This is a genomic window from Pseudoflavonifractor phocaeensis, from assembly GCF_021531815.1.
Taxonomy (GTDB): domain Bacteria; phylum Bacillota; class Clostridia; order Oscillospirales; family Oscillospiraceae; genus Lawsonibacter; species Lawsonibacter phocaeensis_A.
On record NZ_JADYUM010000016.1, the window covers coordinates 1 to 14,460 of the forward strand.

13 protein-coding genes are annotated in these 14,460 nt (G+C 61.1%); 5 read left to right on the top strand and 8 right to left on the bottom strand.

The window, feature by feature from the left end; all coding sequences use genetic code 11:
• The 3 genes from I6E42_RS09905 to I6E42_RS09915 form a co-directional block, all read left to right on the top strand.
• Positions 1-3,815 (top strand): DUF5979 domain-containing protein (locus I6E42_RS09905; RefSeq protein ID WP_235371776.1); only part of this gene is annotated, 3,815 nt, incomplete at its 5' end.
• Positions 3,816-3,830: 15 nt separating this feature from the next.
• Positions 3,831-4,400 (top strand): hypothetical protein, encoded by a 570-nt coding sequence (locus I6E42_RS09910; protein WP_235371777.1) that lies wholly within the window; start codon positions 3,831-3,833, stop codon positions 4,398-4,400.
• A 13-nt stretch (positions 4,401-4,413) separates the two neighbouring features.
• On the top strand, positions 4,414-5,562 hold the full coding sequence (locus tag I6E42_RS09915) for a MucBP domain-containing protein (protein WP_235371778.1): 1,149 nt from the start codon (positions 4,414-4,416) through the stop codon (positions 5,560-5,562).
• 78 nt (positions 5,563-5,640) lie between these two features.
• Here I6E42_RS09915 and I6E42_RS09920 read toward each other — a convergent pair whose 3' ends face one another.
• Complete coding sequence (locus I6E42_RS09920) at positions 5,641-6,531, bottom strand: LysR family transcriptional regulator (RefSeq protein ID WP_235371779.1); 891 nt, start codon at positions 6,529-6,531, stop codon at positions 5,641-5,643.
• A gap of 206 nt (positions 6,532-6,737) precedes the next feature.
• Between I6E42_RS09920 and I6E42_RS09925 the strand changes: the two genes are divergently transcribed.
• Positions 6,738-7,007 carry a hypothetical protein gene (locus tag I6E42_RS09925; RefSeq protein ID WP_235371780.1) on the top strand — a complete coding sequence of 90 codons (270 nt, stop codon included), beginning with the start codon at positions 6,738-6,740 and terminating at the stop codon, positions 7,005-7,007.
• A gap of 123 nt (positions 7,008-7,130) precedes the next feature.
• Here the strand turns inward: I6E42_RS09925 and I6E42_RS09930 are convergent, their stop codons facing one another.
• Genes I6E42_RS09930 through I6E42_RS09940 form a run of 3 tightly spaced genes read right to left on the bottom strand, consistent with a single transcriptional unit; the run spans position 7,131 to position 11,013 of the window.
• On the bottom strand, positions 7,131-8,612 hold the full coding sequence (locus I6E42_RS09930; RefSeq protein ID WP_235371781.1) for a pyridoxal-phosphate dependent enzyme: 1,482 nt from the start codon (positions 8,610-8,612) through the stop codon (positions 7,131-7,133).
• 16 nt (positions 8,613-8,628) lie between these two features.
• Positions 8,629-9,816 (bottom strand): M20 metallopeptidase family protein, encoded by a 1,188-nt coding sequence (locus I6E42_RS09935; protein ID WP_235371782.1) that lies wholly within the window; start codon positions 9,814-9,816, stop codon positions 8,629-8,631.
• 27 nt (positions 9,817-9,843) lie between these two features.
• Positions 9,844-11,013: a YgeY family selenium metabolism-linked hydrolase gene (locus I6E42_RS09940; protein WP_235371783.1), complete on the bottom strand. Its 1,170-nt coding sequence runs from the start codon at positions 11,011-11,013 to the stop codon at positions 9,844-9,846.
• A 117-nt stretch (positions 11,014-11,130) separates the two neighbouring features.
• Between I6E42_RS09940 and I6E42_RS09945 the strand changes: the two genes are divergently transcribed.
• The gene (locus tag I6E42_RS09945; RefSeq protein WP_235371784.1) at positions 11,131-12,021 is read left to right on the top strand and encodes an AraC family transcriptional regulator; all 891 of its coding nucleotides are present in this window, start codon (positions 11,131-11,133) and stop codon (positions 12,019-12,021) included.
• 101 nt (positions 12,022-12,122) lie between these two features.
• Here the strand turns inward: I6E42_RS09945 and I6E42_RS09950 are convergent, their stop codons facing one another.
• The 4 genes from I6E42_RS09950 to I6E42_RS09965 are packed head-to-tail and all read right to left on the bottom strand — an operon-like array spanning position 12,123 to position 14,460.
• Entirely contained in the window at positions 12,123-12,803 is a 681-nt protein-coding gene (locus tag I6E42_RS09950; RefSeq protein ID WP_235371785.1) for an aspartate/glutamate racemase family protein, read from the bottom strand.
• A gap of 47 nt (positions 12,804-12,850) precedes the next feature.
• Entirely contained in the window at positions 12,851-13,513 is a 663-nt protein-coding gene (locus I6E42_RS09955; RefSeq protein WP_235371786.1) for a sugar phosphate isomerase/epimerase family protein, read from the bottom strand.
• Positions 13,498-13,662 carry a hypothetical protein gene (locus tag I6E42_RS09960; protein WP_235371787.1) on the bottom strand — a complete coding sequence of 55 codons (165 nt, stop codon included), beginning with the start codon at positions 13,660-13,662 and terminating at the stop codon, positions 13,498-13,500. Before I6E42_RS09960 ends, I6E42_RS09955 begins: the two co-directional genes overlap by 16 nt.
• 30 nt (positions 13,663-13,692) lie before the next feature.
• Complete coding sequence (locus tag I6E42_RS09965; RefSeq protein ID WP_235371788.1) at positions 13,693-14,460, bottom strand: class I SAM-dependent methyltransferase; 768 nt, start codon at positions 14,458-14,460, stop codon at positions 13,693-13,695.

The window sequence follows — 14,460 nt, forward strand, 5'->3', positions numbered from 1 at the left end:
ACCCCGCTGATCCTGAGAATCCCGCTGATCCTGAGAATCCCGCTGATCCTGAGAATCCCGCTGATCCTGAGAATCCCGCTGATTCTGAGAATCCCGCCGATCCTGTGGACCCCGCGGAGCTCCCTGAGCCCCCTGTGGTGGACCCCATTCCCGGCGCGCCCAGCCTGCCCGAGATCATTCCGCCCTGTGAACTCTGTGGAAAGGTCCACACCGGCGAGTGCCCCAATCCTCCCGCCGCGGAATTTGACGCCGAAGCGGCCTACGAATACATGCAGTCCCTGAACGACGAGGGCCGCAGCGACGAGGCCGCCGAATACTTCAACAGCCTGACCGAAGAACAGCAGGCGGCTTTGCAGCAGTATATTCTGGAGAAGCAGTCCGCGCCTTCTGTCCCCAAATGCACCTGCGGCGCCGCCGAGGGCGAGGCCCACGCCGTGGACTGCCCACTGTACGAAAAACCCGCTGTCCCCGTGGTCCCTGCTGTTTTCGATCTGGACGCCTTCTTTGAGCAGGTGATGAGCACCGGGACCACCGATGAGATCAATGATCTGTTTGCCGCCCTGAGCGACGAACAGTTGGAACTGGTAGAGGCCGACGAGCGGTATGAGGCCGTCTGGGTCTATTTTGGGGAGTTGGCCGCCGCCCAGGCCGAGGCCGTGAGCGACTTTATCCCCCCCGTGGACGTCACCGACGCGGCCCCCTTCCGGCCCCCTGTGACCGGGTCCGCCGACACTCCCATGGTGTTCAGTGCCCGCACTTTGATGGCCAGCGCCGCCGCCGCCTCCTACGGCTTCATGCCCCTGGACGTGGGGGATGACGACTCCGGCCTGAAGGACAATCCTGGCATCGTGACCAAGAAAGGAGCTGTCATGAACGACGACGGCACCGAGGCCACCATCACCCTGGAGGCTTTCGTCACCGGCAGCAAAACCACCAGCACGGTCTCCACGGAGGTCCCCACGGACATCGTCCTGGTTCTGGACCAATCGGGGTCCATGTCAAATTGTATTGTATGCGGCGAAGAAATGTACGGCAATAATGACTACCATACCGTATACACATATTCACCAACCTATAACGTCCAAAATAACGGAACATATTACTACCTGAGGGACGGCCAGTATAAGCGGGCTTATTATTGCAATGGAAGTTTCCGTTGTCAAGGTGGATGGTACACGCAAGAGCACGGCTGGGGATCACATGGTGGGAATCGACTCACTCCAAAAACCTCTGCTAAGAGCGAAGGTTACCAGTTTTATACCGCTACTACCACAAGAGAAGCCTGCACCTCCCGCCTTACCGCTTTGACCAACGCGGTGACTGGGTTCGCCAATGCAGTGGAAACAAAGGCCAAGGGTAAAGATGGTATATTAGGGACTGACGATGACATTAATCACCGAATTGCCGTTGTAGGTTACGCAAGCCGGGCAGACTCTAACAATCCATGGATTAATACGGAAGTATTTATTGGTGCTGACCAATATAATTACAATGTCGATGCCAGCGATTATTATGGTTCCGCATTCCAAGACATGGATACCGTAGATGGTCCCCAAACGATTGCCGCTTCAATTAGCGAGTTGAATGCCAATGGTGCTACCTACACAAATTACGGATTAGAGATGGCAAATGGTATTCTTGATGCCTACCCTATTCCCAGCGGCGAAAAGAGAAATCGTGTCATCATTTTGTTCTCAGATGGCTATCCGGGTAGAAATGCGGACGACTTTAACGCCACCGCAGCGAATACCGCTTTGGCGCAGGCTACTACCGCCAAAAATGCTGGCGTATCTGTATATTCTGTCGGTATTTTTTCTGGCGCCGATGCAACCAGTGCCGGTAACCAGAATGGCAGTAACACTGAGGCCGCCAACTGGTTTATGCAGAATGTATCCAGCAACAACGGTACTCCTCAGACCCCAAGTTATTATCTTTCCGCCTCCGATTCCGCTGCTTTAAACAACATTTTCCAGCAAATTTCTGACCAGATCGAATCCGGCAGTTCCAGTGTCACGCTGGATTCCAGCACAGTGGTCACCGACGTGCTGTCCCAGTATTTTGAACTCCCTGACGGCTTTGACGCAAGCAGCGTCACGGTCCAGACCGCGGAGTATAAGGGCGGCGACTATGACGAGGAGTCTTCCTGGGAAAGCGCAGAGGATTTTAATGCCATGGTCACGGTCGATCCCGCTGGCGCTGTCAGCGTAAGCGGCTTCGATTTCTCCGCAAACTATGTGGCCACAGATGACACGACTCACGTATCTCAGGGCAAAAAGCTCATCATTACGTTCACCGCAGTGCCCAAAGAAGCGTTCTGGGGCGGCAACGGCGTTCCCACCAACTCCCAGGCCGTTTCCGGCGTCTTCGACGGCGATGGGAACCTGATGGAAAACTTCGAAGCTCCGGCTGTGGATGTCCCGGTCAAGGAACCCGTGGTAAGCGTTGATAACAAGAACGTGTACATCGGCAACAGCCTCTCTGTCTCGGAACTGAATGCGGACGCGACGGTCACCATTGCCGGGCATACACTGCGCCTTGACCATTGGGAGGAAGACCTGGCAGCTGTCCCTGACTGGGTCAAGGAATTTGTCACCGTTACGCACCCCGATCCCGCCGATCTCACCAGCATCGGCGTTGACACCTCTTATTCCATCACCTGCGTGATCAGCGCTGACGATGATCCGGTCGAAGAACATGCGGAGAGCTGGGAAAACAAGTCTTCGGCCAGCGGTACCGGGCAGGTGAGCGTGTTTGTCCCCGTCGTCTCCGTGAATGACAGCACCATCTATCTGGGCCAAGTCCCCGGTGCGGATTACTCCGAGAATATGCAAAATATTGCCGAATGGACCTGGGTCGACAGGACAACGGGAACGGTTGATTCCACAACGGTCACCATGACCGGCTCCAAGCCCAGCCCGGATACCTTCACCTTCTATTACTCCGTGGATGGTTCGGCCGCCGCCAGCTTCACCGACTGCCAGGAAGACATTCGGTGCTATACCACCGAGGTCAACGGCGTCGCCTACCAGAGCAACGAGGACACCTTCACCGTCCATGTGCTCAAGCCTACTGTGACTTGGAGCGATACCGAGGAGTATTACGGCAATAACATTTCCACCACTGGCTTCGCCCCCACCGGAGCAGTCACGTGGTCGGACACTAAGGCCGCGGACGCGACCCATACTCCTTCCAGCGAGGCGGCTGTCAGCGAGGCAAACAAGGCCGGCAAGCCTGCGTTGACCTTTACCTACGGGATCGGAGGCAACCTGACGGTCATGCCTGACGAGGATGTCAACGTCACTGTGACCGCCACGATCAACGGCACCGACGTCACAAGCTACGTTACCTTCGGCTGGATCAAAAACGGCTCCGTCTGCGGCAGCGGCTGCACAGCCGCTCCTGACGGTGCCCAGTTCCGCATCCACCCCCAATTCTGCACCCTGACCATCACCAAGAGAGGCGCTGCGGACATTGATGAGAACCAGTCCTTTATCTTCACTGTGGCGCGTACTGGCGGAAATCCGGTGACGAAAACCATCGGGACCACCGTGACCATTCAGGGCAACAACAGCGTTACCATTACCGGCCTGCCCGTGGGCAGCTATACCGTAACGGAAGACGACGGATGGTCCTGGCGCTATGAGGCCGCCGACGGCAGCGTGAAGGCGGTAACTTTGCAGCCCTCGACTTCTCCGGAAAGCGTGACGGTGATCAACGAGCGCAAGGAGATCTATTGGTTGGACGGCAATTCCTGGGCCATCAACAATTGGGCGGCTACCGGTGATAACCGGAAGAAACAGTCTCCCAAAACATGAAAGGAGGACTAAGCCATGAAACGCGGAAAACGTGAACTTCCCCGGAAATGGAATCAGAAGGGCTTTACAGCCCTGGCGGCAGTGGCTCTGATCCTCTGCTGCACTGTGGGCGGCACCTTGGCTTGGTTGGCTACCAGTACAGAAGAAGTCAAAAATACCTTTGCACCTGCGTCCGTTACCAGCTTCGTAGACGAGTCCTTTGACGGTACGACCAAGAGCAACGTCAGAATCCAAAATACCGGCGATGTGGACGCCTATATCCGCGCCGCCATTGTGGTAAATTGGGCCGACGCGACTGGCAACGTCTACGGCGTGGCCCCGGTCCCCGGTCAAGATTATCAGTTGAATCTGGACCTCGGAAACGGCTGGAAACAGGACGGGACTTATTACTACTACACCAAACCTGTTTCGCCCAACGGCTACACGGCATATTTGATCAACAGCTGCACACAGCTCAAGAATGCTCCCGCCAGCGGCTACTCCCTCCAGGTCACCATCCTGGCCGACGCCATTCAGGCCGACGGCGTCAAAGGCAGCACCAAGGCTGTGGTGGACGCCTGGGGCGTAGACCCTGAACTGCTGTAAGGAGGTGGACAGAATGAAAAAACGCATGAGAAAGTTCCTGTCCGCCCTGCTGACCCTCACCATGATCTTCTCCCTGGCCAACTTCACCGTGGCCGCCGGGGACGACGACCCCACTGTGGTCTACAATGTCAGCACCCAGCAGTTCTCCTTCCGGAATGTGACGGTCTATGAGCACACCGAGAAGGATGCCCACGCCCATCCCCAGAATGTGGACCTATTCCGGAACATGAAGGACCTCATGCCCGGCGACTCCATCACCCAGCACATCAAGCTGAAGGTGGAAAACCTGGGCAGCGACACCGTCACCATGTACCTCAGGGCTGAGAACCCCAACGCGGACTACACCACCCTCACCGGAGAGTCCATCGCCCCCAAGCCCCCTGAGACGGGCGACAGCTCCTCCGATGAGACGGTAGCCCCGGAACGCAGCGCCGCCGTGCAGGCGGAGGGCGGCGGGTCTGCCGTTGCGACGCCTCTCCAGGCCGCCGCAGTCACCGCCAAGCTGGAGGTCCAGTACGGCGGCAAGGTCTACGGCGGCACCCTGGGCGGCGGCATCCAACTGGCCGAGTTCTCCGGCAATGACGACGAGCGGGAGATCGACGTCACCCTGGTCATCCCCAAGGAGGCTGGAAATGACCTCCAGGGCCTGATCGCCGAGATCGACTGGGTCTTTACCGTCGAGGTCACGCCCGGCGGCGGCGGCGAAACGCCCGGAAGCGGCGGCGAAGAAGGTGGAGGAGGCGACGACGGCACCTACTACACCGTTACCGTCAACTACCTGGACAAAGACACCGGCGAGGAGATCGCCCTCAGCTACGAGGAGCGGCTGCCCGCAGGGTCCCGGTATGATGTCTCTGACAAGGACGCCATCCAAATCCCGGGCTATACCTACGACAGTACCACAGGCGATCCCCTGTCCGGCACACTGGACGGCAACAAGGTCATCCATGTCTACTACACCAAGGACGCGGACCTCCCCGACGTGCCCACCCCCGGCGATCCCGGCCCCGAGGAACCGCCCACCGACATCGACGAGCCCAAGGTACCTCTGGTGCCCAAGACGGGCGACAGCTCCATGCTCTGGCTGATGCTGTCCGCCGCCTCCGGCATCGGACTGGTCCTCCTGTTCCTGACCGCACCCAAGAAGAAAGAAGAATCCTAAAACCCTTTTTCATAGACAAATGAATCAGGAGGCTGCGGCAGCTGCCGCAGCCTCCTGATTTCTTATTGTCCGCCAGCCTCACAGCGCTTCCGCCACTTTCCCGCTCTCCTCCAGGGCGAAGCTGCAAAAAGCCTCGGCCTGGGGCGACAGCACCCGGTTTCTGCTGGTGACCAGATAAAAAGTGCGGAAGGCCTCCCGGTCTTCCAGGGGAAGCAGACGGACGCCGCAGGCGGCCAGCTGTTCATTCTGGGGCAGGACAGAGACGCCGAACCGCTGCCCCACCAGGTTCGCGATGGCGTAGTCCTCGCCCATGCGCAGCACCACATTGAGGGACAGGCCCTTGCCCCGGAACAGGTCCTCTGTAAAATGAGTCTTGTCTGTGGACAGGATCATGGGGTAGCGGCTGACCTCCGCCAACGTTGTGGACGCCTTTTGGGCCAGGGGATGCCCCAGCGGCACCACCGCGCACAGGGGACGGCGCAGGATCGGCTGAAATTGAATATCTGCCTGGTCCTCCAGGTAGGCGCAGAAGCCGATCTCGCTGACGCCGCCGCGCACCTCCTCCAGCACCTGGGGCGTATTGCCCTGGCTGAACTGGAAGAAATAGCGCTCCACGGCGTGGCGGTCCAGGTACCGCCGGGTCAAAGCGGGCAGGTACCCCACCGACAGATAGTAGCTGACCGAGATCATGATGTTCATCCGGGAGGGGTCCGCCAGCTCCCGCACGCACCGCTCCCCGGTCTCCACTTCGCGCATGGCCTGGGTGATATGTCTGGCGAACACGCTGCCGTATTTGGTCAGGACCACGTTCCTGCCCCGGCGCTCAAACAGCGGGACGGACAACTCGTCCTCCAAGGCGCGGATGGTCCGGCTCAGGGAGGGCTGGCTCACGCCCAGTTCCTCCGCGGTCCGCTGGTAATGCAGGGTATGGGAAAGATGCGCAAAGGCGCGCAGTTGGTTCAGATTCATAGCCGCTTTTCCTCTCATAACAGTTTTGGTATCAATAATCTCAGAAAAAGAGATTGTTTCTCTTACCGGTTCCCGCTATGATGAGCATACATCAAGCGGAGCTTTTCCGCAAGTATTGAATCAAAAAACAGGCTACAAACTGGTTTTGTCTCCATTTTTGGTTGAAAAGTATCATTCGGCTATTGTTATGAAAGGAAGCCATCCTTATGTGCAAAACTGTTATGAAACGTCTCTGCCCCAACTGCGGCGCCGAGCTGGAGCTCGCCGTCAAGTCTTACCCCATGGGCAGCGCCCTGCTGAAAGAGCGTTTTCACGCCGACGTCTACTGCTGCCCCAACTGCCAGAAGATCGAGCTGTTCGCCAGTGAACAGAAGGACATGGTCGTCTGCCCGGTGTGCGGCAGTTCCCACCCCGCCCACGAAAAGTGCGTCACCTGCGCCCTCAACTCCGCCTTCGACGGCTCCCACACCAACTAAACAGCCGCCGTCCCACCTCCGCTTCCTTCTACCTTCTTCTATATATGGCGCGGGAAGGCCGCCTCGTTACCGAGGCGGCCTTCCCGCATTTTGATCTATATTCCATCTGCCGGTCCCGTCCGGTCACAGGTCCTTCAGCAGGCCGGTGGCGTCGTTGAAGGCGCAGATCAGCTGGTCCAGCTCCGCAGCCTGGGCGTGGACGGCGTCCCAGGTCCCCTCAGTGTCGTACCAGAGGGCGTCCAGCTCCTGGGCGGTGCGGCCCTGCTGCTCCACCCAGGTGTAGTATTTCAGGTTGTGGACCCGCTTCCGGTCCTGGTAGTTCAGCTCCATCATGTGGTCCGTCTTCAGTCCCAGTAGGTGCACGCCGTGCTCCAGCGCCGCCTGGCAGACGGTGTAGGCTCCCAGGCGCTGGTTGAGCTCGTCGATGCGGGACTGGTACATCACGGCGGAATCGGTGAGGACGGTGGCCACCACGTCCCGCTCCGTCAGCTCGTAATACTTGGCCATCTTGATGCAGCACAGCACGTTAGCGATGCCGCTGATTCCCAGCCAGGTCAGCTTCTCCAGCAGCTCCTCCTTCAGGCCCAGTTCCTCCCGCAGGTACTGCCGGCCCTGGGGGGTGTTGAACAGCCGCAGCAGCCGCTGGGAGTCCTCGTCGTCGATGTCGATGACCATGTCGGTGTTCTTCACGTTGTGGATCCAGGGGATGTGCTTGTCCCCGATGCCCTCGATCCGGTGGCCGCCGAAGCCGTTGTTCAGGATGGTGGGGCACTGGAGGGCCTCCCCCACCCCCAGCTTCAGGCCGGGATAGCGCTCCTTCAGCAAGTCGCCAGCGGACAGGGTCCCGGCGGAGCCGGAGGTGAAGCAGGCGCCGGCAAAGCGGTCGCCCGGGCCCTTGACGGCCTCGAACAGGTCGGCCAGGGCATAGCCGGTGACGTTGTAGTGCCACAGGGGGTTGCCCATCTCCTCGAACTGGTTGAAGATCATGTACCGGGGGTCGGCCTTCAGCTCGTTGGTCTTGTCGAAGATCTCCTTCACGTTGGACTCGCAGCCGGGGGTGGCGATGACCTCCGCGCCGATCTCATGGAGCCAATCAAACCGCTCCCGGCTCATCTCGGCGGGCAGGATGGCCACGCCCTGGGCCCCCAGCAGCCGGGAATTGAAGGCGCCGCCCCGGCAGTAGTTCCCGGTGGAGGGCCAGACCGCCTTGTGCCGGGTCACGTCGAACTGGCCGGTGACCAGCCGGGGGGCCAGACAGCCGAAGGAGGCCCCCACCTTGTGGCAGCCGGTGGGGAACCACTTGCCCGCCATGGCCACGATGCGGCAGGGGACGCCGGTGAGGGCGGTGGGCAGCTCCACATAGTTGGGGACGGCCTGGTAGCCGCCGCCGGACTCCTCGGCCTCGTTCTTCCAGGTGATGCGGAACAGGTTCAGCGGGTCCACATCCCACAGGCCCACCTTTTTCAACCGGTCCTGGATGGACTGGGGAATGGTCTCCGGATGCCGCATCTGTTCGATGGTGGGGATGATAATGCCCAGTTCCCGGGCCTTGGCGATGTTATGGGACAGGCCCTCGGGACAGAGGGTCAGATCGATCTTACCCATGGTATCTCCTCCTGATCTACAGTGTTTCGTCCATCAGCACCAGGGCCGACTGGACCAGAACCGCGGCGCCCCGCCACAGGACGCCCTCGTCCAGGCGGAACTTGGCGTGGTGGTGGGGATAGACCGTCCCGTCCCCGTCCCGCGCCATGCTGGACAGGAACAGGAAGCAGCCCGGAACCCGTTCAAAGTAGTAGGCGGCGTCCTCGCTGCCGCCGTTGGACTCCTTCATCCAGTGCACCTCTCCCGGGAACAGGCGGCTGGCCGCCCGCTCCACCCGCAGGGCGGTGTCCCGGTCGTTGATCATGGCGGGGGCCCCGTCCATCCGAGAGAACTCCGCCTGGCAGCGCATGGAGGCGGCGGTCTGCCGGACCACCTCCTCCGCCCGCCGGACCAGATACTCCCTGGTCTCCGGGTCCACGGTGCGGATGCCCCCCAGCAGCAGGACCTGGTCCGGGATCACATTATAGGTCTCCGCCCCGGCCCGGACATGGGTGATGCTCACCACGGCGGGGGTGTTGGGGGACACCTCCCGGCTGACCAGGGTCTGGAGGGCCTCGATGACCCGGGCGGCGGCCACCACCGGGTCCACGCTCAGATGGGGGGAGGCGGCGTGGCCGCCCCGGCCCCTGATGACGATATGGATGTTGTCGCTGGAGCGGAAGGCCACCCCCTGGGACAGGACGATATGCCCCGCCGGAGCCTCCCCGCCCAGTCCCCCCACGTGGAGGGCCAGGATGCGGTCCACCGCCGGGTCCTCTAGGGCTCCGTTGGCGATCATATGCCGGGCGCCCTGGAGGGTCTCCTCCGCCGTCTGAAACAGCAGCTTGACCCGGCCGGGCAGCGTATCCTCATGGGCCTTGAGCCAGCGGGCCGCTGTGAGCAGAATGGCGGTGTGGGCGTCGTGGCCGCAGGCGTGCATACACCCGTTTTCCGAGGCATAGGGCAGCCCCGTCTCCTCCCGCACCTCCAGGGCGTCCATGTCCGCCCGGATGGCGATGACCGGCCCCGGGCCTTGTCCCACAGCCGCGACGATCCCCGTGGAGCCGGGGAGGACCCGGTGTTCCACGCCCATGGCGGCCAGCTGCCCGCTGACATAGGCCACCGTCCGGGGCAGCTCCAGCTCCAGTTCCGGGTTCCGGTGCAGGTGATGGTACCAGGTCAGCAGTTCGGGCTCCATGCCCCTGATTTCATTACGCAAATCCATGTGCCGTCCCTCGCTTATTCTTCCGGGTCAGAGCAGGGAGATCAGCTGGGTATAGAAGCGGCAGGCCTCCTTGATCTGCTCCACCGCGCAGCGCTCGTCCCGCATGTGGGCCAGCTTGTACTCCCCGGCGCCGAAGCCGATGGTGGGGACTCCCATGGAGACTGGGACCACCGCGTTGGTGCCGAAGTCCCAGAAGTCGTACTTCTCCGGGGCCTTGCCGAAGACCGCCTCATAGGCCTCATTGCACTTGAGGGTCAGAGGATCCTGCTCGCCGATCTTCCAGGGGTCGTGGGCGGGCTCATAGACCAGCTCCGCCCCGTTCCAGCTGGTGTGGTACAGGGTGCCCGGCTCCCAGGTGGCCCGCTTGCCGGCGATGAGCTCCTCCAGTTCCCCCTTCACCTTGTCCACCGTCTCCCCCATCCGAAGGCGGCGGTCCAGGTAGATCTCACACTCGCTGGGCACCGCGTTCAGGGAGGCGGAGACGCAGGAGATATCAGACAGCACGATGGTGCCGCAGCCCGGGGTGGCCTGGAGCCGCTTGTTCAGCTGGTCCACCCGGGTGATGATCTCCGCCATCTCGTAGACGGCGTTGACCCCCTTTTCCGGGGCGGAGCCGTGGGCGGAGACCCCGTGGGTCTTGATTCTGGCCTGGACCTTGCCGGTGTGGCCCAGGGTGATCACATTGTTGGAGGGCTCGCAGATGACGCAGCAGTCGGGGCGGATGCCGGAGTCCCGGTAAAAGTGCTCCAGGCAGACGCCGTCGCAGTACTCCTCACACACCGAGCCGGTGACATAAACCGTCTTTCCCTCCAGCAGGCCGGACTTTTTGGCCAGAGCCGCGGCGTAGACGGAGGCGCCTAGGCTGGACTTCATGTCCACCGACCCCCGGCCGTAGAGCATCCCGTCCACGATCTCGCCGCCGAAGGGCGGGCTGACCCACTGGTCCCCGTCGTTGACCTGAACGGTATCCATATGGGAGTCGAAGTGGATAATCCGGGGGCCGCTGCCCACCCGGCCCACCACGTTGCCCGCCGGGTCGATCCGCACCTCGTCAAATCCCAGTTCCTTCATCTTCGCCTCGATCAGGCGGGCGTAATTGCCCTCCTCGTCGGAGTAGCTGCGGGTCTGGACACTCTTTTGGACAAACGCCACCAGCTCCTCCCCATAGGCCTCATCCCATGTAAACGCCAAGCTCATACCGGCACCTCCATACAAAAATTCAATCGGAATTGGTCAATTATCATTATATTGATTTTTATGCCGAATAATACCATAATAGAGGCGGATAATATAACTGGATTGAGGTGTCTCCACATGCAGGTACTGGACATCCCCATCAATCAAAACCAGATGGAAACCACCAGCCATGGTTCCTTTTCCTTCCCTTTGGCCGTTTATGAGTCTGTTTTGAGCAAAAATGTTCTGGGATTCATCAACTGGCACTGGCACAAGGAAATACAGTTTTGTTTTGTGACCGCGGGCGCCATTCTCTTTTTTGTCAACGGGCAGCAATACCTCCTCCATCCAGGGGAGGGCATTTTTGTCAACAGCGGCTACCTCCACATGGCCCGGCCCGCGGGGGGACCGGACAGCGCCTACCTATGCCTGGATGTCCATCCCAGGCTGCTGTCCTCCTTTCCCGGCAGCGTCTTTGACCGGGTCTATGTCTCCCCCTATTTGAAGGACCCGACCTTGGCCCATCTCCCCCTCAGCCCTGGGGTCCCCTGGCAGAACGACCTTCTCTCCGCCATTCCCCAGGTCTACCGGCTGTACGAGGAGAAAGCCTTCGGATATGAGTGGGAGGCCGCCGCCCTGCTGGGCCGCATGTGGCGCACCCTGCTGGAACACCGCGCCGGCGGCGCCCAGGGCGGCCGGCAGGTCCAGAGCAACGCCGCCGTCCAGGCCATCCTCACCTACCTGCACCAGCACTACGGGGAGCGCATCACCCTGGACCAGATCGCCAGGGCGGTCCTGTTCAGTCCCAGCGAATGCTGCCGCCTGTTCAAAAGGGTGACGGGCGAGACCATTTTTTCCTATCTCCAGTCCTACCGCCTGGCCCAGAGCGCCCACCTGCTGCGTCACAGCGCCCTGTCCGTCAGCCAGATTGCCTACGACACCGGCTTCTGCGGCACCAGCTATTTCATTGAGGTGTTCAAGGCCAAATTCGGCGTGACGCCCCACCGCTTCCGCAAAACGGCGGAGTAGGCCGCAGGGGGCTTGCCTTGTCTTACCCTTGATGGACAACGTCCGGGCAAGAACGGCCTCCCGCCTGTGGGCGGGAGGCCGTTTTCAAACATAATATTCCGTTACCGCTTCTGGGCGGCGATCTCGTTGAGTTTGTCGGCGATGGCGCCGTAACCGCTGTAGAAGCTGCACAGCAGCGGGGTCTTTACGTCCTTCAGGTCGGGGAGCAGGGCACGCATGGATACCTGGGCCATGACGATGGCGTCATAGCCCATCTTGTCCAGCTCCCGGATGCTCTCCATGAGGATGCGGTTGTGCTCCTCGGGATGGCCGGCCTGGAGGGCGTCCCAGGCGGGGTTCTGGAGGTACTGGGTGCACTCCATCTTCTTGCCCTGCTCTGCGCCCACCTTCTCAATGAGCCGCTGGCTGGGGCCCAGGGTGGTCTCCAGGGTGGCGATGAGGGCGATCTTGGTGCCCAGGGAGACGGCCTCCTTGGCCATGGGCAGGTCGATCTTCATCACGGGAATGTTGACTTCCTTGGCGTAGATGTCGGCCACTTCGCCCACGGTGGAGCAGGAGTTGACGATCAGGTCGGCGCCGGAGATCTCAGCGGCCTTGGCATACAGGGTCATCCGGTCGATAACGGCCTGGGTGGGGCCACCGTTGGCACGGACGTCGGAGAGCAGGGTGCTGTCGGTGATAAACTCCACCCGCACACCGGGGACTTTTTCCTTCAAAAAGGCCACGGTGTCCTCGCGCTTGGCGAAGCTGGTCTGCAAAATACATACATGGGGAGCTGCCATTGTGTTTCATCCTTTCAAAATAAAATCTAACGGGGGATAGGGTATGTTTACCGAGAGGCGGAGCGCAAAAAGCGGCAGGTATCCGCCGCCTCCCGCGGAAAGCTCTCCCGGCTCTCCGGGAAGCCCTCCATACTGATCCCGCTGCAGTAGCCGAGGGCTTTCAGCGCGTCAAAATAGGTCTGATAGTAGGGGTCCTCCTCCATAGAGGCGGGGAAGCCCCGCTGGGCAAATCGGGCAAAGTGGGTGTGGACCAGGTAGTCCTTGCCGTACTCCAGCAGGCTGTCCACGGTGTCACTTTCCGCGCGCAGGTGGTAATAGTCCTGGAGGCAGCGGATGTTGGGATGGTCCGCGGCTTTGGCCAGGGCCACCACGTCCGCAAAGGTGTTGATCATATTGGTCTCCCCGCGGTTGTTAGGTTCCAACGCGATCACAACACCCCGCTTGCGGGCCTCGTCCCCGATCTCACAGCACCACTGTGCCAATTGATCGAACGCCCTGTCCCGGGAAAATCCTTCCGGGCAGGATTTGGACCAGGGACTGCCGAACACCACATACCGGGCGCCGAGACAAGCGGCCCGCTCCAGGGCGCGCTGGTAAAAGGCGCGCACCGCCCCGGCGTCCACCTGCTCTCCCACCAGCTTGATGTCCGCGGTAAAGAAGTTGTTGCAGGCGTACACAGGGAGGGACACCTCCTTCAAATAGGAGCGCATCTCCTCAATTCCACATTGCTCTGGCCCGCCACCTGTCCGATGGGCAGTTTCAGGTAATCATAGCCGGCGGCCTTGATCTCCGGGGCATACCAGGCTCCGGCGTCGCTGCTCTCCTTGGGGAGCATGTTGACGCAGCATCCAATCAGCATAACGTTCCTTTTCTCCCTTGACGCCCCTCCTCAGGGGGCCAGCTGTTCGGTCTTGACCGCCTTGCAGCGGATGCGTACATAGTCGGAATACCAGGTCCCGTCCCGGTACAGCCGCTCCCGAAGCCGGGCGACGGCATCCCGTAGGATGGCTTCCTGTTCCCCCGCCTCCAGTCCGGCAAACGGTGTCTGAATAAACATCCGCAGCCAGTCGTACAGGCCCTCCTCCCCTTGCAGAGGAGTGGGCCGGTCGAACAGGGTGGCGTACACCACCCGGAAGCCCGCCCGCTCCAGGCGGGGGGCGTACTGGCCGATGCTGGGGAAGTAGAAGGGCATCCGGTAGACCAGTCCCCGGGCCCGGAAGGCCTCCTCCAGGGCGGCGTGGATCAGGACATTGTTGCCCTGCCCGCCGAACTCAAAGACGAACTGGCCTCCCAGCTTTAAAGCCCGGTTGACGCAGCGGAGCATGTTATCCTGTTTCCCATCCTCGATCCAGTGGAACACGGCGTTGGAGAACACCGCGTCGTAGAGGGTGGGGGCCTGGAAGTCCGTGGCGTCGCCCTGGTAAAAGGTGAGCTCGGGGTAGCTGGCCCGGGCCACGGCCAGCAGCTCCGGAGAGGCGTCCAGGCCGTGGACGGTATAACCCGCCTGGGACAGGCGGTGGGTCAGCGCCCCGTTGCCGCAGCCCAGGTTCAACACGGCGCCCTCCTTGGGGTCCAGCAGGTCCAGCAGGCCGCTGCCGTACTCATGGACAAAGGAGAAGTTGCGGGTGTAGCCCTCCGCGTCCCAGTGGATGTTCAT